Origin of the sequence: Terribacillus sp. 7520-G (genome assembly GCF_002271665.1) — a bacterium.
Lineage (GTDB): Bacteria > Bacillota > Bacilli > Bacillales > Amphibacillaceae > Terribacillus.
This window is the reverse complement of the sequence record NZ_NQFP01000011.1, coordinates 67,168-86,180: the sequence shown is the minus strand read 5'-3', so window position 1 is coordinate 86,180 and position 19,013 is coordinate 67,168. Positions and strand designations below refer to the sequence as shown.

General features: G+C 47.4%; 18 protein-coding genes and 2 riboswitches. Of the genes, 16 read left to right on the top strand and 2 right to left on the bottom strand.

Going from position 1 to position 19,013, the window contains the following annotated elements:
- Positions 1-44: 44 nt before the first annotated feature.
- The 3 genes from CHH53_RS05090 to CHH53_RS05080 all read left to right on the top strand — a co-directional run bounded on the left by CHH53_RS05090 (position 45) and on the right by CHH53_RS05080 (position 2,816).
- Positions 45-518, top strand: a complete 474-nt coding sequence (locus tag CHH53_RS05090) for a VOC family protein (RefSeq protein ID WP_095215042.1) — start codon at positions 45-47, stop codon at positions 516-518.
- A gap of 176 nt (positions 519-694) precedes the next feature.
- Positions 695-1,510, top strand: coding sequence for an N-acetylmuramoyl-L-alanine amidase family protein (locus CHH53_RS05085; protein WP_158221490.1), 816 nt, complete (start codon positions 695-697; stop codon positions 1,508-1,510).
- 217 nt (positions 1,511-1,727) lie between these two features.
- Positions 1,728-2,816 carry an N-acetylmuramoyl-L-alanine amidase family protein gene (locus CHH53_RS05080; protein ID WP_158221489.1) on the top strand — a complete coding sequence of 363 codons (1,089 nt, stop codon included), beginning with the start codon at positions 1,728-1,730 and terminating at the stop codon, positions 2,814-2,816.
- 37 nt (positions 2,817-2,853) lie between these two features.
- Here the strand turns inward: CHH53_RS05080 and CHH53_RS05075 are convergent, their stop codons facing one another.
- Positions 2,854-3,129, bottom strand: coding sequence for a hypothetical protein (locus CHH53_RS05075; RefSeq protein ID WP_095215040.1), 276 nt, complete (start codon positions 3,127-3,129; stop codon positions 2,854-2,856).
- Between the two features lie 253 nt (positions 3,130-3,382).
- Here CHH53_RS05075 and CHH53_RS05070 point away from each other — a divergent pair, with 253 nt between their 5' ends.
- The 8 genes from CHH53_RS05070 (at position 3,383) to CHH53_RS05035 (ending at position 12,548) form a co-directional block, all read left to right on the top strand.
- Positions 3,383-3,598 (top strand): AbrB/MazE/SpoVT family DNA-binding domain-containing protein, encoded by a 216-nt coding sequence (locus CHH53_RS05070; RefSeq protein ID WP_095215039.1) that lies wholly within the window; start codon positions 3,383-3,385, stop codon positions 3,596-3,598.
- Positions 3,599-3,613: 15 nt separating this feature from the next.
- Positions 3,614-4,111: a cation:proton antiporter regulatory subunit gene (locus CHH53_RS05065; protein ID WP_095215038.1), complete on the top strand. Its 498-nt coding sequence runs from the start codon at positions 3,614-3,616 to the stop codon at positions 4,109-4,111.
- 3 nt (positions 4,112-4,114) lie between these two features.
- The gene (locus CHH53_RS05060; protein ID WP_095215037.1) at positions 4,115-5,332 is read left to right on the top strand and encodes a cation:proton antiporter; all 1,218 of its coding nucleotides are present in this window, start codon (positions 4,115-4,117) and stop codon (positions 5,330-5,332) included.
- A 152-nt stretch (positions 5,333-5,484) separates the two neighbouring features.
- Positions 5,485-6,453: an AAA family ATPase gene (locus CHH53_RS05055; RefSeq protein WP_095215036.1), complete on the top strand. Its 969-nt coding sequence runs from the start codon at positions 5,485-5,487 to the stop codon at positions 6,451-6,453.
- Positions 6,443-7,687 (top strand): DUF58 domain-containing protein, encoded by a 1,245-nt coding sequence (locus CHH53_RS05050; protein WP_158221488.1) that lies wholly within the window; start codon positions 6,443-6,445, stop codon positions 7,685-7,687. Before CHH53_RS05055 ends, CHH53_RS05050 begins: the two co-directional genes overlap by 11 nt.
- Positions 7,680-9,869 carry a transglutaminase TgpA family protein gene (locus CHH53_RS05045; protein ID WP_158221487.1) on the top strand — a complete coding sequence of 730 codons (2,190 nt, stop codon included), beginning with the start codon at positions 7,680-7,682 and terminating at the stop codon, positions 9,867-9,869. The genes CHH53_RS05050 and CHH53_RS05045 overlap by 8 nt, the downstream gene beginning before the upstream one ends.
- A 251-nt stretch (positions 9,870-10,120) precedes the next feature.
- Positions 10,121-11,641 (top strand): glutamine-hydrolyzing GMP synthase, encoded by a 1,521-nt coding sequence (gene guaA, locus CHH53_RS05040; RefSeq protein WP_095215146.1) that lies wholly within the window; start codon positions 10,121-10,123, stop codon positions 11,639-11,641.
- 103 nt (positions 11,642-11,744) lie between these two features.
- Positions 11,745-12,548, top strand: coding sequence for a metallophosphoesterase (locus tag CHH53_RS05035; protein ID WP_095215033.1), 804 nt, complete (start codon positions 11,745-11,747; stop codon positions 12,546-12,548).
- A gap of 96 nt (positions 12,549-12,644) precedes the next feature.
- Here the strand turns inward: CHH53_RS05035 and CHH53_RS05030 are convergent, their stop codons facing one another.
- Positions 12,645-13,697, bottom strand: coding sequence for an FUSC family protein (locus CHH53_RS05030; RefSeq protein ID WP_095215032.1), 1,053 nt, complete (start codon positions 13,695-13,697; stop codon positions 12,645-12,647).
- A gap of 178 nt (positions 13,698-13,875) precedes the next feature.
- On the opposite strand from CHH53_RS05030, the gene CHH53_RS05025 reads away from it, so the two are divergent.
- From CHH53_RS05025 to CHH53_RS05005, 5 genes are all read left to right on the top strand, one after another.
- A complete protein-coding gene (locus CHH53_RS05025; RefSeq protein WP_095215031.1) occupies positions 13,876-15,387 on the top strand; it encodes a UDP-N-acetylmuramoyl-L-alanyl-D-glutamate--2,6-diaminopimelate ligase in 1,512 nt (503 codons plus the stop codon).
- Between the two features lie 96 nt (positions 15,388-15,483).
- Positions 15,484-15,585, top strand: a riboswitch (purine riboswitch).
- Positions 15,586-15,696: 111 nt separating this feature from the next.
- Positions 15,697-17,031: an NCS2 family permease gene (locus CHH53_RS05020; protein ID WP_095215030.1), complete on the top strand. Its 1,335-nt coding sequence runs from the start codon at positions 15,697-15,699 to the stop codon at positions 17,029-17,031.
- Positions 17,032-17,195: 164 nt separating this feature from the next.
- On the top strand, positions 17,196-17,966 hold the full coding sequence (locus CHH53_RS05015) for a tryptophan-rich sensory protein (RefSeq protein ID WP_095215029.1): 771 nt from the start codon (positions 17,196-17,198) through the stop codon (positions 17,964-17,966).
- Positions 17,967-18,032: 66 nt separating this feature from the next.
- Positions 18,033-18,587, top strand: coding sequence for a DUF2179 domain-containing protein (locus CHH53_RS05010; RefSeq protein WP_369819862.1), 555 nt, complete (start codon positions 18,033-18,035; stop codon positions 18,585-18,587).
- Positions 18,550-18,768, top strand: coding sequence for an NETI motif-containing protein (locus CHH53_RS05005; RefSeq protein WP_095215027.1), 219 nt, complete (start codon positions 18,550-18,552; stop codon positions 18,766-18,768). The genes CHH53_RS05010 and CHH53_RS05005 overlap by 38 nt, the downstream gene beginning before the upstream one ends.
- A gap of 108 nt (positions 18,769-18,876) precedes the next feature.
- A riboswitch (purine riboswitch) is annotated at positions 18,877-18,976 on the top strand.
- Positions 18,977-19,013: the final 37 nt, after the last annotated feature.

The following is a 19,013-nucleotide window of genomic DNA, read 5'->3' as shown; positions in this document are numbered from 1 at the left end:
ATATGAATTTTTTGTAAATCAAAACAGGGAGAGGGAGATGCGAGATGACAGCAATAACGCATATCGGTATGACGGTTTCCAATCTGGATGCTGCAATCAATTGGTATAAGGAGGCATTAGGCTTCCGGATTATTGCCGGACCTTTCGATATGAAAACGGAGGAAGGTGATATGACACGCGATTTGCAAGGCCAGCAAGTGAAACATATACGGAATGTCCATATGAGTGCCGCAAATCAAGTGGGCATTGAATTATTTGAGTTCATCATTCCGGAAACGGAAGGGGAGACGGTCAGGAAACCGTGGGAACCAGGGATATTCCACTTATGTGTCGTGGCTGAAGACGGAGATGTGCATAGGCTGGCTAAAAAAATCGAAAGAACCGGCGGGAAAATCATCAGCCAAGCTTGGCCCCTGGATGAAGAGAAAGCATATCATCTTGTCTACTGTCAGGATCCGTTTGGCAACATCATTGAAGTCTATTCCCATAGTACAGAGCAGATATATGCGAATCGTTAAGCGTATGTAGCAGTTTTGTAATGGGAAGAAGGTTATGCGGAAGTGCCCATGTCTGGAAAAACAAGTATGTTCGCTAGAACGTCCGCACTCTTTACCGGTTTGGGTCTATCAGTCAATCAGGCAAGTCCTCTATAATTGTGACAACATCTGATTATAGTCAGCAGAGGAGGACATGCATGCATAAGAAACGACATTTATTGATAGGGATATTGATCCTTTTTGGCGTATTCATCCTGCTCTATCCTTCGACCAGTTTTGCCCAAAGCGGAACTGTGGATGTCGATACCACCCTGAATGTCCGGGCGGAACCGTCAACCTCTTCCGCAGTCATCGGCAGTTTGTATCCAGGAGATTCGGTTGATTTGGTGGAGGTTGCAGGCAACTGGGGAAAGATTACATATGATGGCCGGACAGGTTATGTAAGCATGACTTACATACAAACGGGGACAGGAACGCTTACAGGCAAGACAATAGCGATTGATGCCGGACATGGTGGCAAGGACAGTGGAGCTGTGGCAAATGGTGTACTGGAGAAGAATGTCGTTTTGCCTATCGCGCAAAAAACGGAAGCGAAGCTCGAGGCACAAGGTGCCGATGTGATCATGACAAGGTCCGGGGATACCTTCATCGAGCTGGAGGACCGTGCTGCCAAGGCGAATGCAGCTGGAGCCGATGTGTTCGTCAGTATCCATGCGAATGCTTCCTCCGCAACATCTGCAAGCGGTACGGAGGTTTACTATTATCCGGGATCATCCAGCGGTCAATCACTGGCTTCCAGTGTACAGAGCAATCTTGTGAATCAGCTGGGATCACGTGATCGAGGCATCAAGAGTGCTGATTTCAGTGTACTTCGAAACACAAGCATGCCAGCAGTGCTTGCCGAAATCGGATTCGTCACGAATGCTGCCGAAGCCGAGAAGCTGTCATCGGCTGCCTATCAGGACAAAGCAGCAGCGGGACTTGTGCAAGGAGTAAAAGAATACGCGGAATAATCCATTCCCTTACTTCGCAGTCAGGCAGTGAATCTAGTATTTGCTGCCTTTTTGTTTCTGAAACTTGGTCAAGTTGTCGGCAGAAAGTACAGGATTCTCAAGGGTTAGCGCAATTGTTAATTAAATGGCAAGACTATCAGACTATTAATTGGCAACATATTCATCTATAATGGATGGCGAATCTACAAAATTCCACAAAAAGCGGAAGGGGAAACGTATGCTAGAAAAACATCTGACGCATCGCTCATTGTTGGCCGTCCTTATTGCACTTATAGCAGTTGTTGTATTTTTACCGGTGACGAGCTATGCGGAAAGCGGAACAATCGATGTATCGACATCTCTCAATGTAAGGGCGGAACCTGCAGATGATGCAGAAGTGATTGGCAAACTCCAAGGCGGGCAAGCTGTGGAAATCAAGGAAGTCAGTCATGATTGGGGTAAGATAGATTATTATGGGCAAGAAGGATACATAAGTATGGTATTTGTCAGCGGTGCCCAAGACACGGGAGCATCAGAAGCTGATGTACAGCAGGCTTCCCAGTCTTCCGATACGACCAAAGGCTATGTCCAGGTTGCTACCTCGCTGAATGTCAGGTCGAATCCGGATATGTCAGCTGAAGTTGTGGACAGTTTATATAACGGAGATGCCGTTTCGATCCTTTCCATCGAAAATAACTGGGCACAGATAGAGCACAACGGTATAACAGGTTATGTGAGCATGGATTATATTTCGACGACCGAGAGCGAAGCATCTTACAGCCTTTCGCCGTTAAAGGGGAAAACGATTGTGATCGATGCAGGTCATGGAGGGAAGGATAGCGGGGCAATTGGTGATTACTTCTATGAAAAGTCAGTCGTCCTGTCCATTGCATTGAAAACACAAGCGCAGCTTGAGAACTTGGGGGCGAATGTGATCATGACACGTGATGATGATACATTCGTTGCTTTGGAAACAAGGGCAGCGATGTCAAATGCAGCAAATGCTTCCATGTTCGTCAGTATCCACCTGAACGCTACTTCCGAAGAATTCGTCAATGGAACGGAAGTATATTATTATCCTGATGGCGATACGAGTGTGCAGCTTGCTTCGACGGTACAGGAGAACCTGACCTCCCAGCTGGGTTCGGTGGACCGGGGGACGCAGGCTGCTGATTTCAGCGTCCTGCGCAACACCAATTCACCAGCCATATTAGCCGAGATTGGTTACCTCACCAATTCGGCAGAAGCAGCCAACTTGGCGACTGATAGTTATCAGGAAAAAGCTGCTTCAGGAATTGTGAAGGGCCTCGAGGGTTATTATCAATGAATAATAGACGATGCGGAAATTTTTCCGCATCGTTTTTTTATTTTGTCAATTCGACATCCGCTACATAATAGGAGGCATCATCCAGCAGTTCCTTATACATCTCGATATAGATTTGATTGATTTCCTGCCCGTTCTTATCGATGATGTTGCGCCAATCCTGCCGGACTTGCCCTTTATTGGTGTAAGAGGTCTTCTTGGAATAGAGTCGATGTGCATCCGGAATTGTTTCCTTTACATAATCGGAAATGCTTCGCTCCAGACTATGCCGGACAACTGCTTCCTTACCTGCAGTATATGCGTATCGAAATTGCATCGTGGTGTTCGTCCTCCTAGTATGAATCTGATGAATGGAACATGTGTTCTTATTCATTATAAAAGAAGGGCGGCGGATTGACTAGTGAAAATTGGAAAAATGACTGTGCTTGTTTGTGACAGGTCATTGAACTGTGCAGGCCGAAAATTACCGGAAATGAAGCGCGCCCTTTGCATCGGAACTGGATATATAGTACACTTAGTTTGTAAGGAAAGTAAAGAATGTAAGGAATACTTGAAAGAAGGGCGAAATCATGGAATTAGCAAAGCTTAGTTCAAAAGGGCAGATCACCGTTCCAAAACACATCCGGGATGTCCTGAACGTCAAGGAAGGAGAACATGTAGCATTCGTCGAAGAAGGCGGAATCGTGTTCATGGCGAAGGCGGATCTTGATTCGATCCACGATCTGCAGGAAATACTAAGTGATAGTAAGTTCAAGGAAGTCGTCCGCAAAGCAAAACAATTGTAATAGGAGGTATCTGATATGAATATCCGTGAATCAGATTTGCCGGGTATCGGGAGAAAGTTCGAACTTATGACGGAAAATGACGATAAAGTTGTCGTGATCATCCATGATGATGGCCGTCGGGAAGTTTATCATTACGATGATGAGGATTTGGATGAAAGCATCTCCGGTGTGACATTCACCGACTCCGAGGCAAGACAGCTCGCTTCCATCATCGGCGGCATGACCTATAAGCCGAAAGCGGTGGAAACGATTGAAGTCGCTTTTGATGACCTTGTGGTCGAATGGTTCAGGCTCGGACCGAATGCACCGATCATCGGAAAGACAATCGGTGAAATCGGTATACGCCAGAACTATAATATCAACATCATCGGGATCATTCGCAAAGATCGATCCAAACAGTTGAATCCTGGTGTCGATTCGATATTCAAAAGCGGTGACACCATCGTCATTTCCGGCGAGCGCGCAGATATCAAACGTGCCAGCAGTGAATTATTCTTGAAAGAAAGGGGATAGGCTATGGACCATTTAGTCTTCGAAGTAGGAACTGCGCTTGTCTTGGTCGCAATCGCAGCCATCCTTGCCAACAAGTTAAACTTCTCCATCATCCCGTTCCTCATCATCATCGGGATGCTGGTCGGACCGCATGCACCCAGTTTTGGCATCATCAATCTCCAGTTTGTCCACAGTGAGGATATCATTGCCTTCCTCGGACGGATAGGTGTCCTGTTCCTTCTGTTCTATCTGGGGCTCGAATTCTCCATCGGGAAACTGATCAAATCAGGTAAAAACATCGTTTTAGGCGGCAGTATCTATATCGGTATCAACTTTGCACTCGGATTCCTGTATCCTTTTGTACTGGGCTTTCCGATCAAGGAGACATTGATCATCGCAGGGATCATCACGATAAGCTCCAGTGCCATTGTCGCGAAGGTGCTTGTCGATCTGCGTCGCACCGGCAATACGGAAACAGAACTGATTCTGGGTATCATAATGTTTGAGGACATTTTCCTCGCTGTCTATTTATCCACGGTATCAGGTTTGGTTTTAGGAGACTCCAATTCCTTGGGAGGAACGATCCTATCCATTCTGATTGCACTCGGTTATATGCTGCTGTTCTTCGTCATCGCACGAAAAGCGGCACCTCTTATAAGCAAGCTTCTACGCATCTCCTCTAATGAGGTATTTATCATCGTCATTTTTGCAGCACTATTCTTTATTGCCGGCTTCTCGGAAACCATCCACGTTGCCGAAGCAATCGGCGCCCTCTTACTCGGACTTGTATTCTCTGAGACCGATCAAGGTGAACGAATCGAGCATATGGTCGTTCCATTCCGTGATTTCTTCGGGGCCATCTTCTTCTTCAGCTTCGGACTGAGCATCGATCCAACGACACTCGGTGACGCTGTCTGGCTTGCACTTGGAGCTGTTGCCATCACGATCATCGGTAACTTCGTCGCTGGTATGATTGCCGGGCGCCGGGCAGGCCTGTCACATAAAGCATCGACGAATATCGGTCTGACCATCGTCTCCCGGGGTGAGTTCTCCATCATCATGGCCAATCTAGGAATGGCCGGCGGACTCATGGGCGTACTGCAGCCGTTCTCTGCTTTGTACGTGCTCATCCTGGCGATCCTAGGTCCATTGTTGACAAAGGAATCCAAGCATATCTTCCATTTCCTTAACAAGATATTCAAATGGCAGGAAGCCAAACCCAAAAAAGCCCGTCAATCCTGAACATCAAGGAAGGTGCACAGCCGTGTACCTTCCTTTTTCGTTCCAATAAATTTACAAGTAAATAGCTTGCGGCATGACCGGTATGGCAGGTAACATAAAAGGAACACTTATCCAAAATTTTCTGTCGAATCCATTTTGAAGGGAATGCTCGTATGACCAAACTATCAATCTATCATCCTGCAGTGGCTCGGATCATAGAGAATATCAATAAAGTGATCATCGGGAAAGAAGAGCCGGTTGTGCTTAGCCTGACAGCGTTGCTTGCCGGCGGTCATGTCCTATTGGAGGATGTCCCTGGTGTCGGCAAGACGATGCTGGTCCGCTCTCTTGCCCGTTCTGTCGATTGTGACTTCAAACGAATCCAGTTCACGCCGGATCTCTTGCCCTCTGATGTGACGGGGGTTTCGATTTATAACCCGAAAACGCTGGAGTTCGAATTCCGTCCCGGGCCCATCCTGGGGAATATCGTGCTTGCCGATGAGATCAATCGTACGTCTCCCAAGACGCAATCTGCTTTGCTGGAGGCCATGGAGGAAAAGAATGTCACGGTGGAGGGCAATGCCCTGCCGCTGGCTGATCCATTCTTTGTCATGGCGACCCAGAATCCAGTCGACTATGAAGGCACTTATCCGCTGCCGGAAGCACAGTTGGATCGCTTCCTCCTGAAAATCCGGATGGGATATCCGAATGCCCAGGAAGAAATGCAGATGCTGGATGCTGTCGGAACCAAGCACCCAATAAGCGCCGTGGAATCCGTCATGACAAAAGCTGATCTGATAAGCATGCAGGAGGCCGCGGCAAATGTGTATGTCGATCCGCAGATACAGCAGTATATTGTGGATTTGGCACAAATATCGCGCAGGCATCCCGATGTTTATGTAGGGCTTAGCCCCCGCGGGTCCATTGCAATGATGCGGGCAGCCAAAGCGTATGCATTCATCCATGACCGCGACTATTGCATTCCTGATGACGTACAGACATTGGCTCCATTCGTGCTTGGCCATCGGATTTTGCTGCGTTCGGAAGCGCGTTACGATGGCTTGACGCCAGAGATGCTTGTCCAGCGGCTGATCGAGGCAGTGGATGTACCAGTGGAGAAGGAATCCGTACATGAAAGATAAGCTGCGCTTTGCCTTTAAGCTGGTGAGCATTTTTTTGCTGGCCATCATCCTGTTTTGTTACAGCATGTTTCAAGGTGGCTTTGTCAGCTGGTTCTTGTTTTATGCTTACGTACCTATTTTGTTATATGTGCTGCTTGTGCTGGCATACCCCCTTGACGGCTGGAGGGTGGAAAGGTCGTTCTCCAAGTACTATGTCAAAAGCGGCGGGGAAGTGACTGTCGAAATCACACTGTCTCGAGGTTTGCCATTTCCGCTTGTGTATTTACAAATTGAAGATTTATTTGACAAGACTTTGCTGAAAATGAGCAGACCGGATGGAACATTGCGGGCTGCTGAATCGAGGCAGCTAAAGCAGCATATCCTGTTTCCGGGCTTCCGCAGACATCTGCGTATCCAATATGTCCTGGACAGGCTCCCTCGGGGGGAGCACAGCTTCCATCAGATTCGTCTGCGTACTGGTGATCCATTTCAGCTGATCGAAAAAGAAGCGGTATTCGATATCAGTCAGCAGCTTCATGTCTATCCAGCTGAAAGGGAGATGACAGTCGGCAATCCGAATAGTGTGTTTGAGGAAGGGGCGGCTATTGCGTATGCACCGCGTTCGAAGCAGACGAGCGTCGTTTCTGGAATCCGGGAGTACACGCCGGGAGACCGATTCAGCTGGATCGACTGGAAAGCATCAGCAAGGAAGCAGGATATGATGACGAAGGAATTCGAGCAGGAAAAGAGCGCGGACGTGCTTGTCGCATTGGACAGAAGAGTGGGTCGGCAGGCCGAAGATCTCTTTGAATATGCAGTTGTCATTGCCTTTTCTGTCTATCGGAAGCTGAAAAAAAGAAATGAACAAGTCGGCTTCATGAGCCTCGGCCATGACGCTAAATGGCTGCCGGCAACAATGGGCAGCGCCCAGCTGCAGCGCGTGCAGCACTATTTGACTACCGTGAGCCGGGAAGTGGGGCGGCCGCATCTCCATGCATTGGCGGCAGAGCTGTCCAAGCAGCCGAAGGGCTCGACTGTTTACTATGTGACAACCGATCTGGATAGCAGGGATCTGCCATTGCTGCGCAAGCTAAGACAAACCGGCTATGTATTGACGGTTTTATACATCTGCTCTCATGCGGAACTTGGAACAAAGGAGAAAAACCTTTTGCAGGGAGTCCGCCAGCTTGGTCATCAGATGGATATCCATCCCGTACAAAAAACTGCCCGAACGGAGGTGCAGCGTAATGCGTAAGAGAGCCCGGCCGATGCTATGGATCCGCTATGTGATATATGTATGCGGGTTCCTCTTGTTCTGGGAATGGCTCCGGCCATTGGATGAGATCAGCGATACAGGCAATTTGCCGATCTTCATCCTTTTCACTGCGAGCTGTTTCATACTGTCAGCTATCAGGATGCCCTGGTGGCTACGTTTCGTGCTGAAGCTTGCCGCTTTGATGATCGTCCTGCAAGTATCCGTGATGGAAGAAAACCTGATTGCGGGGGGCTGGCTATCGTTCATCCGGACAGAACTCCCTGCAAATCTGCAATTGCTGTTTACTGGCGAATTTGCATCGCTTACGCCGTTTTTCAGGACCTTGCTGTTTTTGATCCTGCTATGGCTGATGAGCTATCTGCTTTATTACTGGTTCATCGTTGCCAACCGTATTTTCTTCTTCATCATCATGACATTCCTTTATATTGGGATACTGGATACTTTCACACCATACGATGGCAGCGAAGCCGTCGTCCGTGTCTTTCTGATCAGCTTTTTTGCGATGGGTATCTCTGCGTTTGCGAGGCTTTATCAGGGAGGGGAAAAGAAACAGTTTCCAAAGCAATTGCTGCTGTGGACCGTCCCGCTCCTGGTCATACTTGCAGTTTCGGCAGCAGTTGGATATGCAGCGCCGAAACTGCCGCCGCAATGGGCAGATCCAGTTCCATTCATCCAGACCATGTCAAATAGCAACGAGGAAAAGGAAGGGGAAGGCGGTATCAAAAAAGTCGGGTACGGGGAGGATGATTCCCGACTGGGCGGTCCATTCGAACAAGATAACACAATCGCGTTCTGGGCATCGACAGAAGCCAGTGGTTATTGGAGGGTGGATAGTAAAGATGTGTATACAGGAAAAGGCTGGGAACGTTCAAGGGAAGCGGAACCAGAAAATTTCCAGAGCGGGGAACCGGTCGGCATCGATCTTTACACCGGGAATGTAGCGACAGAGGCTCGGGAAGCCGTCATTCTTCCGAGCCCCAATCAAGTGCTGGACAGGCTTGTGTATCCTTACGGCGTGCAGACATTCTTCAGCGACCCGGTTGCTGCTGCGGTGGATCCCGATTTCGGTGTCGTGGAGACGTTCAATCGGGCTCAATATCCAGAGGAAAATTACACAATAGCATTCGAGGAACCGCAATATAATCTCGAGGACCTGCGCAATGATTCCGGGATGGATGATGCGAATACCCATTACCGCTATACCCAGCTGCCTGAAAATTTGCCGGAGCGCGTACGTGATTTGGCAGATGAAATCACTGCTGCCGGCGATACACGTTATGATAAGGCAAAAGCTGTCGAGCAATATTTCAACCAGAATGGCTTCCAATACCGGACGCAGGATATCCCGGTCCCGGAAGAGGATCAGGATTATGTCGATCAGTTCCTATTCGAAAGTAAAATCGGATATTGCGATAACTTCTCATCTGCGATGGTCGTCCTCCTGCGGGCTGCGGATATTCCCGCCCGCTGGGTGAAAGGCTTTACCGAGGGACAGGCTGCGTCCAATCCGAATTTCACCACTCCTGATGGCATGACAACCTATATGGTCACAAATGCCAATGCTCATTCCTGGGTGGAAGTATATTTCCCGGATACAGGCTGGGTTCCGTTTGAGCCGACACAAGGGTTCACTAACCCTGCGGAATTCGTCAGTGAGGAGGAGACTGCAAGTGAAACGCCGGAAACAGAACCAGAAACGCCTGAACAGGAGGATCCAGAGCCGGCTCCAGAACAGCCGGAGGAGCAGGAAGAAGCGCCTGTGCAGGATAATCGGACGGCTGCTTCCTCTGATTTTCATCCGCTGTATTGGATCATTCCGTCCATCGTGGTGCTGCTTTTGGCAATTATCCTATATCTGACTCGTTATAGATGGCTGACTGCCTATTACGTACGGAAATATCGAAAGGAGCAGTCCGAGGAAACATTCGGAAAGGCTTATCGTTATTTGCTGCGCCTGCTGTCGCATAAAGGTTTCAGCCGTCCTCCGAGTCAAACGCTGAGAGAATATGCACAGATCATCGATAAAGAGTTCGGCAATAAGCATATGTCCGAGCTGACCGCCGAATATGAACGAATATTATATCGGAACGAAAAAAGTGCCCAGGCGTGGATAAACGCTGTCGAATTGTGGGAAAATTTAATTAAACAAGCGACATCTTGACCCATTTTAGGCACATTGATAGAATAAGAGGCAATAAGCACCTTCAGATAGACGCGGCAAGCTGCTGCCGACATCCATTGAAGGCTTGAGCCGACTACGTTACTTTGCTGGATTCCGCCTTGAAACACGGCGCGGATTCAGCTTCTGTTTTTTTCATGACGTGATAAAGGTAAAATGTGGTGCTTGCACCCGACCTGCTTATATCTAGAGAACAAAGAAGGAGTGGACAGACTTTGGATATCGATACAGATATGATATTGGTACTGGACTTTGGCAGCCAGTACAATCAATTGATCACAAGAAGGATCCGGGAGTTCGGTGTATACAGCGAACTGCATTCCCACAAGCTGACAGCAGATGAGATCCGTAAGATGAACCCGAAAGGAATCATCCTTTCCGGCGGACCGCATAGTGTATATGATGAAAACAGCTTCCGCTGTGATGAAGAAATCTTCGAACTTGGCATCCCGGTATTGGGAATCTGTTACGGTATGCAGCTGATGACACAGCATTTCGGCGGAAATGTCCAGCGTGCTGACAGCCGGGAATACGGCCGCGCGGAAATCACGCTGACAAACCCTTCCGTCATTTACAAAGACTCACCGGAAAAACAGCTTGTTTGGATGAGTCATGGCGATAAAGTATTGGACCCAGCACCAGGCTTCAGCGTAGATGCAACAAGCCCGTCCACCCCAGTTGCGGCAATCAGCAATAAAGAGCGCAATCTTTACGGTGTGCAGTACCATCCTGAAGTACGTCATTCCGAGTACGGCAATCATTTGCTCAAGCAGTTCGTTTTTGACGTCTGTCATGCAAAAGCGGATTGGACAATGGAAAACTTCATCGAGATGGAGACCGAAAAAATCCGTCAGCAAGTCGGTGATCGCAATGTACTATGTGCATTGAGCGGCGGAGTGGACTCCTCTGTAGTAGCTGCCCTTATCCATAAAGCAATCGGCGATCAGCTGACTTGTATCTTCGTCGATCACGGTTTGCTGCGTAAAAATGAAGGTGCAATGGTCGAGAAAACTTTCCGTGATGAATTCAAAATCAACCTGATTGCCGTGCATGCACAGGATCGTTTCCTAAGTAAGCTGGAAGGTGTTTCCGATCCGGAGCAAAAACGGAAAATCATCGGTAATGAATTCATCTATGTATTTGATGATGAAGCTTCCAAGCTTGAAAACATGGACTTCCTTGCACAAGGCACGCTTTATACGGATATCGTGGAGAGCGGGACGGAAACGGCACAGACGATCAAATCCCACCACAATGTGGGCGGACTGCCTGAAGACATGCAGTTTGAATTGATCGAGCCGCTGAAAACATTGTTCAAGGATGAAGTACGTGAGCTTGGAACACAGCTTGGCTTGCCGGATGCAATCGTGCATCGCCAGCCTTTCCCGGGACCAGGTCTGGCAATCCGTGTAATCGGTGAAATCACGGAAGAGAAGCTTGAAATTGTACGTGAATCCGATGCTATCCTGCAAGAGGAAATCGCAAAAGCTGGTCTTGATCGAGACATTTGGCAGTACTTCACTGTACTTCCAGGCTTCAAGAGCGTCGGCGTGATGGGCGATGCCCGTACGTATGACTACACGCTTGGCATCCGTGCCGTAACTTCCATCGACGGTATGACATCCGACTGGGCACGTATCCCTTGGGATGTGTTGGAACGTATTTCTGTACGTTTCGTCAACGAAGTGAATCATGTGAACCGCGTCGTGTATGACATTACAAGCAAGCCGCCTGCGACTATTGAGTGGGAATAAAAAGCCCAAATAATATATACTGAAATCAAAGCCTATTTTACAGAGTTCTTTTTAAAGGAGAATCTATAAAATAGGCTTGTTTTTTTATGAAGGGGGAGTGCAAGTGACAAAGCTATATGCAATGAGTGACATTCATGGATGTTACGAAGCAATGATGGATACGCTGCATTTAGTTGATTTGGATGCCGGTGAGGAAAATAAATTGATACTTTTGGGAGATTATGTTGATGGCGGTGCAGACAGCTGCCAGGTGCTTTACCATATCAAACATTTGGAGGAAAAGTATCCAAAACAAGTTATCACATTATTGGGCAACCATGAAAAAATGTTCATTGACTGGTATACAACACTGGACGATAAGTCAAAATGGCTTGCACACGATTTTAACTTATTTACGATCAAAAGCTTCTTTTCCGGAGAACAGTTTGAAATGATGGAAAAACAGCCAGTGATGACAAAAGGCTCTTACTATGAAATAAGTCACTATATGGTACAAATGCTAAAAGAGAAGCATGGAGGGCTGTTGAATTGGCTCTCTGAAAAAAATAGACGGCTTCCGTATTACGAAACCGAAAATCAAATATATGTTCATGCCGGCATCTGTGAGGAAGAACATTGGAAGCAAGCAACGAGGACGAATGAATTCTTTTGGAAATATCCTGCAGAAACAGGTATTTTCATGAAAGATATCATTGCGGGTCATGTATCGACTGCAGAGGTTGCGGATGACAAAAGTTATCTGGGAAGAGTTTTTTGGGATAAATCGAGTCATTTTTATATAGATGGGGAAACCGTGAAAAGTAACATCATTCCTTTATTAAAGTATGATGCTAATAAAAAATCATACTCTGGCTACGAAAAGAAGAAAGATGGTTCTTGGCTGGAGTACCCGATCGTGAAGAGATGATTCATAGAAGTACGTAAGCAAAATTGCTTGCTATTCAGTATATCAATTCCTTGGATACATATTGAAATTATCCCAATATACCAAGAGGCCATGCCATCAATCAGATGGCATGGCCTCTTTTTGTGTAAGCATATGGTGTTTTTCGGATTGCTGGTTCTCGATGAGCTGATGGATGGACAGCAGCTCATACAAGTAGATGCTTTCAATCGGGAAGTATCCGTGCTCAGGATTTTTCGGCATGTCTATGCTCCAGAACAGCTTGAACAATTCCCGGAACTGCCTTCCGTCTGTCGGACTGCCATCTTTCGTCCAATGCTGCAGATTCAGCTGGACAGCTTCTGCAGCTTCGATGAAACGATGGCGCTGATTCGGACTCCAATGCAGCGGTTTGCCGCTTCGGCCAGCATGGATCAGATTCCAAAGATGATAATGGATAAGCTTCAATTTCTCAGCGAAAGCGGACTCTTCATCCAACAGTGCTTTCGCTTTCGAGTTCGGAAAATGATAACGCATTTCCCGCTCCTGCTGCTCTATGTACTGCTCCAGCAGTAGTCGTTCCTCGGTCAGTCGGCGAAAGGATCCTGTCAGGCTTTGAATCGGCTGGTCCACTCCAGTTTGCTTGATTCTCGAATCCACGAATGCTTGTAACAGCTGATTGGTATGTGTGATGACCACGTCCAGCTGTGAACGTGATTTCTTTAAGTAGTCAGGCGGAAAGATGAGCATATTCACGAGTGTGGAAATGATGATTCCGATGATGCTCCCGCCCAGACGGGACCAGAAATCAGCCCAAAGGCTCGTATGCTCCACATCGATCATGGCCACTGCTGTAATCGTTGCAACAATCAAGCCCGCATGCAGCTTCAGTTTATAGCAGACCAAAATCGTTAAAAAAGCCGCTGCCGTGTAGGTCAGCGGAGAAGCACCGAATAAATGGATCGAAAGGACGGAGAACCCTGCTCCGACCATACTGGCTGGCAGACGTATCAGACCTTTTTGGATAGAGGCATGGATCGTCGGCTCAATCGTTACGATGGCCGCGATGACTGCAAATGCCGGTGTTATGTTAAATACTTCACAAACTAGTGCTGTAAAAAACACAGCAATCCCCGTCTTCAGGACACGGCTGCCGATAAAAGATTTCTTCACTTTACGTCAACACCTTTGATGTAGCATGTTTACATTATAATGTGGATAAACCAGGTAATCAATGGTTTAATCTGGAATAACCTAGTTCCCGAATCATGATTTCCATGATGACTGTATAACCGCTGCATCTTCAGGGTAAAAGAAGAAAACACTTGGAGCGGAAATACAGGGGGTAGCCATGATTATCAATTTGATGAAACAGCATAAAGTGGAATTTAAACGGATTTACGGTGCTTCCAGTACAATAGCCAATATTGTCCGATTTGATTCCCGTCATGTGAACAAGAATGATGTTTTCATTTGTGTAAAGGGAGAAAATCATGATGGGCATGCCTTTATCGAGGATGCCATTGCAAAGGGTGCTTCCATCATCGTCGGCACAGATGAAGATTTGCTGAAATCCTTTTATCGCGAGCATGAGGATTGTACATTCCTTGCAGTGGAGGATGCCAGGCTGGCGATGGCGCAGATGGCAGTCCTGTTATCAGGGGAAGCTTGGAAGAAACTTGTGACCATCGCTGTCACTGGCACCAATGGGAAGACGACCGTAGCCGCATACGTCCGTTCGCTGCTGAATCAGCTCCAGTTTGCGACCACTTCCATTGGCACATGCGGCATATTTACATCAAAGGAAAGACTGGAGTTTTCCAAAAGCACACCCACCACGCCGGAATCCGCGGATTTGCATGCCCTTTTCAGACAGCTGAAATCAGTCGGGGAAAAGGCCGTTGTCATGGAGGCGACATCGATTGCCTTGGAGCAGAAACGTACTGCAGCGATGACATTCGATGTGGCCATTCATACAAATCTATCGCCTGAGCATTTGGAATTCCATAAAACGATGGATAAATATAAGCGTGCAAAGCTGATGCTTTTCCAGCAGGCAGCTTGTGCAATCGTGAACCTCGATGATGAGATGTCACGCGATATCCTGGATATGTTTGAGGGGAAGATATTGACCTATAGCCTCGACAGGCACAGCGGAGCTGATTTAATCGCACGGAACCTGAGGACGGACAGGCATGGCACACAATTCGATCTTCATGCTGATGGGGAATGCTATGCGGTTCACGCACCGATTTATGGGAAGTATAATGTTGCCAATCTGCTTGCGGCTGTCGGGACGGCAATCCAGCTCGGATTCGATTTGCAGGCGATTGTGGATGTTTTAGCTGCAATCGAAAGTCCAGAAGGGCGTTTTGAGGTGATGGAGCAGTACGGTAATAGAAAGATCATTCTCGATTATGCCCATACACCGGCGGCATTGGATCAGCTATTGGACGCCGTGAACACGATTCCGCATCGTCGTTTGATCGTCATGATCTTGGGGGTCGGCATTCGTGATTTCGGGAAAATGCCTAAAATGGCACAGACAGTCGAGGGACGGGCAGATGAAATTGTCGTGTCCGTGGATCACCCTGGGTTTCATGATCCCGACACCATCATTGCTGCAGTCTGCAAAGGGTTTTCCGATGAAGTGAATAATGTGTCGACAGCACGGACGAGAACGGAAGGTATCCGTCTTGCACTCGATCTCAGTCAAGAAGGTGACATGGTCCTGCTTACAGGCGGCCAGATCAATGGTGCCCAATTTGTCAGAGGGGAAGCGGTGCCGCATTCCGATCATGCTGTCATTCAATCCTATTTCGAAGAACACAATGCAGAAAAAGTGCGATCCACCATCAGCTGAATGAAATGGAAACGATTTCTAACACTATTATTAGGTTCATTTTCCGAAAAAACATTGACGAAGCGTGCAAAATGCTTTTATAGTGAAAGAGTATTGATACTATATATTTTTCGTCTTCGTATAATTTTGGGAATATGGCCCATAAGTTTCTACCAGGTTACCGTCATTAACCTGACTACGCTGACATTTCAATCTGGGTTACATACGCAGATGTGGTGTAGATAGGAAACGCTTCTTGCTTCAGGCAGAAGTGTTTTTTATTTGAAAGCTTATCCTGCCCAATCGAAGAAACAGGAGGAGTAACAAGTTATGAAACGTTTTTTCCGTTTTGACGAATTGAACACATCTTACCGCACCGAGATAATCGCCGGTATCACGACATTCTTGTCGATGGCGTACATCCTGTTCGTCAATCCGAATGTGCTGACTCTCCAGGGAGTGCCCGACAGCGCAATAAATGGCGGCCGTATGGATGCCGGCGCAATTTTCACTGCTACAGCAATCGCTTCTGCAATCGGGACCCTGATCATGGGTGTCTTTGCAAAATTGCCGATAGCGCTTGCTCCTGGCATGGGATTGAATGCATTCTTCGCCTTCACAGTTGTACTTACTTACGGAATTCCATGGCAAACTGCATTGGCAGGCGTATTTGCTTCCGGTGTGATTTTCATGATTCTTTCCCTTTCTGGTTTGCGTGAGCTTTTGATCAACGCCATTCCGCCGACTTTGAAATTGGCAGTAGGGGCCGGTATCGGACTCTTCATCGCTTTCATCGGCTTGAAAAACGCTAATCTCGTAGTGATGAGCGAGGATACGGTCGTGGCCCTTGGGGATATCCACAGCGGTCCGGCCCTGCTGGCCATCTTTGGTATCTTTGTTACGGCAATTCTTTTGGTGATAGGATTCCGTGCCGCAATCTTCATCGGAATGATCATTACAGCGGTAGCTGGTATGATTGTCGGCTTGATTGATCCTCCGACAGCAGTCGGGGATGTCGTCGGAAGTGTGCCGAGTCTTGCACCAACATTCGGGGCTGCCTTTGCGCACTTTGGTGATATCTTCACCATCCAAATGCTGACTGTCATCTTGACATTCCTATTCGTCGATTTCTTTGACACAGCAGGCACATTGGTTGCTGTTGCTACGAAGGCCGGCTTGATGAAGGATGGTAAATTGCCCAATCCCGGACAGGCATTGCTTGCCGATTCTGGTGCGACAGTTGCGGGTGCCGTTTTAGGTACTTCCAATACTACCGCGTATGTCGAATCGACAACTGGTGTCGGTGCAGGCGGAAGATCAGGCTTCACAGCAGTTGTCACTGCGATTTGCTTCCTTTTGGCATTATTCTTCAGCCCGCTGCTGTCCATCATCACCAATGAAGTGACGGCACCGGCCTTGATTGTCGTCGGCGTACTGATGTGCTCTTCCTTGAAGGATATCGAGTGGGATAAAATTGAATTCGCTGTCCCAGCTTTCTTCACGATTCTCATGATGCCGCTGACTGGCAGCATCGCTACCGGTATTGCGATTGGATTCATCTTCTACCCGCTTACTTTGCTTGTCAAAGGGCGCGTGAAGGAAGTCCACCCAGTCATGTGGTTCCTGTTCGTCGTATTCCTGCTATACTTCATCTTTTTGGCTTGACTGGAAGCCGCTCCGATCGGGGCGGCTTTTTATATGGGCGAAAAATACAGTTTTATGGTCGGATTTTACCTTTGTGCGTTGATTGCGGCGCTGTCGGGTATAATTGTATTATACTTACGAGTGACCATGATCGTCTGTCAAGCGGGCGAGGAGGAGGAATTTACATGAGTAATCGTTCAGTGAAGCTGGCTTGGTTCAGCTTACTGGCTTATATTGCAACAATCGCCGTCAATTATCTGTCCAATGCCTTGCCTCTTGGCGGAAAGACTACGCAGCAATTATCCGACCAGCTGGACGTATTGTTCCAGCCGGCAGGCTATGCATTCAGTATTTGGAGTGTCATCTATTTATTCGTCCTGATTTGGGTGATACGTTTATTTCTGCGATCCACACGGGAAACGGAATGGTATGCAAAAGCTGCAGGGACATTCATTGCCAGCTGTATCTTTAATATTGCTTGGATATTCTGCTTCCATTATGAGCTCTTCAGTCTCTCCATCATCCCGATGGCAGCGCTGCTCATCTCTTTGGTAATCCTGTACCAAACAATATCGACTTCATCCGATCGCCGGAAATTCGATTTGTTTCCGTTCTCCATCTATATCGGCTGGGTTTCCGTCGCTACCATGTTGAATGTCGGTATTCTATTTGTGTCTCTTGGGGTGGATAATGTAGGAGGCTGGCTTTTATCAGGTGAAGTTTGGACAATCATTTTGCTTCTTGCAGGTGCAATCCTGACAATTGGCGTTATGCATATATTCCGTGATAGTATTTATCCGCTCGTATTCGTCTGGGCGTATTTTGCAATCGCTGCTGCCAGGGCGGATAAATTCCCGGCCATCACAGCAGTGGCCGGTATCATGGCAGTGATCATCCTGATTGCGATACTGATTCATTTGATCAGGAGGAGAAAACGCAAGCAGTACGGCTATTGATACTGCAAAAGCAGCAATTTTTACGAGCAAGAAGGAGGAATCTAGTTGCTGGAGATACCAATCGTCATGGTATTGATCATCTTTGTCGTCAATATTGTTTATGTGAGCCTCAATACCTTGCGGGTCATCCTGACATTAAAAGGGAGACGCTATATTGCGGCCTTCGTCAGTGTTTTTGAGATTACGATCTATACGATTGGTCTCGGGCTGGTCCTGGACAATTTGGATCAAATTCAGAACCTGATCGCCTATGCACTTGGCTTTGGGATCGGTGTCGTCCTCGGTTCAAAAATAGAGGAAAAGCTGGCACTTGGCTATATCACCGTCAATGTCATATCTTCTGATCCAAGCATCGATTTTACGAGAAAACTCCGTGAGAAGGGCTATGGCGTCACAAGCTGGTTCGCCTATGGAATGGATGGGGACCGCCTTGCGATGCAGATCCTGACCCCGCGTAAATTTGAATTGAAGCTATACGAAGATATAAAGGGAATCGATCCGAAGGCCTTTATCATTGCCTATGAGCCGCGGCAGATTTTTGGCGGTTTCTGGGTGAAAAGCGTAAAAAGGGAGCGTATCCGCAATGCCAAAAGAAAAGAAGCCGGCAAAGAAACGTTTTGAGCTCGGTGAGAATGAGACGATCGATGCTTGTCTTGCACGTATCAAAGCAGAGGGTTATCTGCCAGTCCGGAAAGTGGAAGAGCCCATCTTCCGGGAAACGGTCGAGAACGGCAGTAAAAGGATAGAGCCGGTCGGAAAGAAAGTAAGCTTTGATACAAAATTACTAAAAACCGAACATTAAATATAACAAAATAATCATCGTTCGATTTTTTCATTGACGATGTGTGTCAGAATTGTTATCATAAACATGCATGAAAGACACGGCTAGTTTTGACATCATAGCACGTAGCTGTGCTTATAGATCGTACCTCATATATTTCCGGAAATATGGTCCGGAAGTCTCTACCTGCTACCGTAAATAGCGGACTATGAGGGAAGATGGACTGCATGATTATGAGCCTACGACACCCGTATGCCTATTCGTCT

Excerpts from the sequence above, each read along its gene's own strand:
- CHH53_RS05090 (WP_095215042.1), top strand. The coding sequence starts at position 45 with ATGACAGCAATAACGCATATCGGTATGACGGTTTCCAATCTGGATGCT.
- CHH53_RS05085 (WP_158221490.1), top strand. The coding sequence starts at position 695 with ATGCATAAGAAACGACATTTATTGATAGGGATATTGATCCTTTTTGGC.
- CHH53_RS05080 (WP_158221489.1), top strand. The coding sequence starts at position 1,728 with ATGCTAGAAAAACATCTGACGCATCGCTCATTGTTGGCCGTCCTTATT.
- CHH53_RS05075 (WP_095215040.1), bottom strand. The coding sequence starts at position 3,129 with ATGCAATTTCGATACGCATATACTGCAGGTAAGGAAGCAGTTGTCCGG.
- CHH53_RS05070 (WP_095215039.1), top strand. The coding sequence starts at position 3,383 with ATGGAATTAGCAAAGCTTAGTTCAAAAGGGCAGATCACCGTTCCAAAA.
- CHH53_RS05065 (WP_095215038.1), top strand. The coding sequence starts at position 3,614 with ATGAATATCCGTGAATCAGATTTGCCGGGTATCGGGAGAAAGTTCGAA.
- CHH53_RS05060 (WP_095215037.1), top strand. The coding sequence starts at position 4,115 with ATGGACCATTTAGTCTTCGAAGTAGGAACTGCGCTTGTCTTGGTCGCA.
- CHH53_RS05055 (WP_095215036.1), top strand. The coding sequence starts at position 5,485 with ATGACCAAACTATCAATCTATCATCCTGCAGTGGCTCGGATCATAGAG.
- CHH53_RS05050 (WP_158221488.1), top strand. The coding sequence starts at position 6,443 with ATGAAAGATAAGCTGCGCTTTGCCTTTAAGCTGGTGAGCATTTTTTTG.
- CHH53_RS05045 (WP_158221487.1), top strand. The coding sequence starts at position 7,680 with ATGCGTAAGAGAGCCCGGCCGATGCTATGGATCCGCTATGTGATATAT.
- guaA (WP_095215146.1), top strand. The coding sequence starts at position 10,121 with ATGATATTGGTACTGGACTTTGGCAGCCAGTACAATCAATTGATCACA.
- CHH53_RS05025 (WP_095215031.1), top strand. The coding sequence starts at position 13,876 with ATGATTATCAATTTGATGAAACAGCATAAAGTGGAATTTAAACGGATT.
- CHH53_RS05020 (WP_095215030.1), top strand. The coding sequence starts at position 15,697 with ATGAAACGTTTTTTCCGTTTTGACGAATTGAACACATCTTACCGCACC.
- CHH53_RS05015 (WP_095215029.1), top strand. The coding sequence starts at position 17,196 with ATGAGTAATCGTTCAGTGAAGCTGGCTTGGTTCAGCTTACTGGCTTAT.
- CHH53_RS05010 (WP_369819862.1), top strand. The coding sequence starts at position 18,033 with ATGGTATTGATCATCTTTGTCGTCAATATTGTTTATGTGAGCCTCAAT.
- CHH53_RS05005 (WP_095215027.1), top strand. The coding sequence starts at position 18,550 with ATGCCAAAAGAAAAGAAGCCGGCAAAGAAACGTTTTGAGCTCGGTGAG.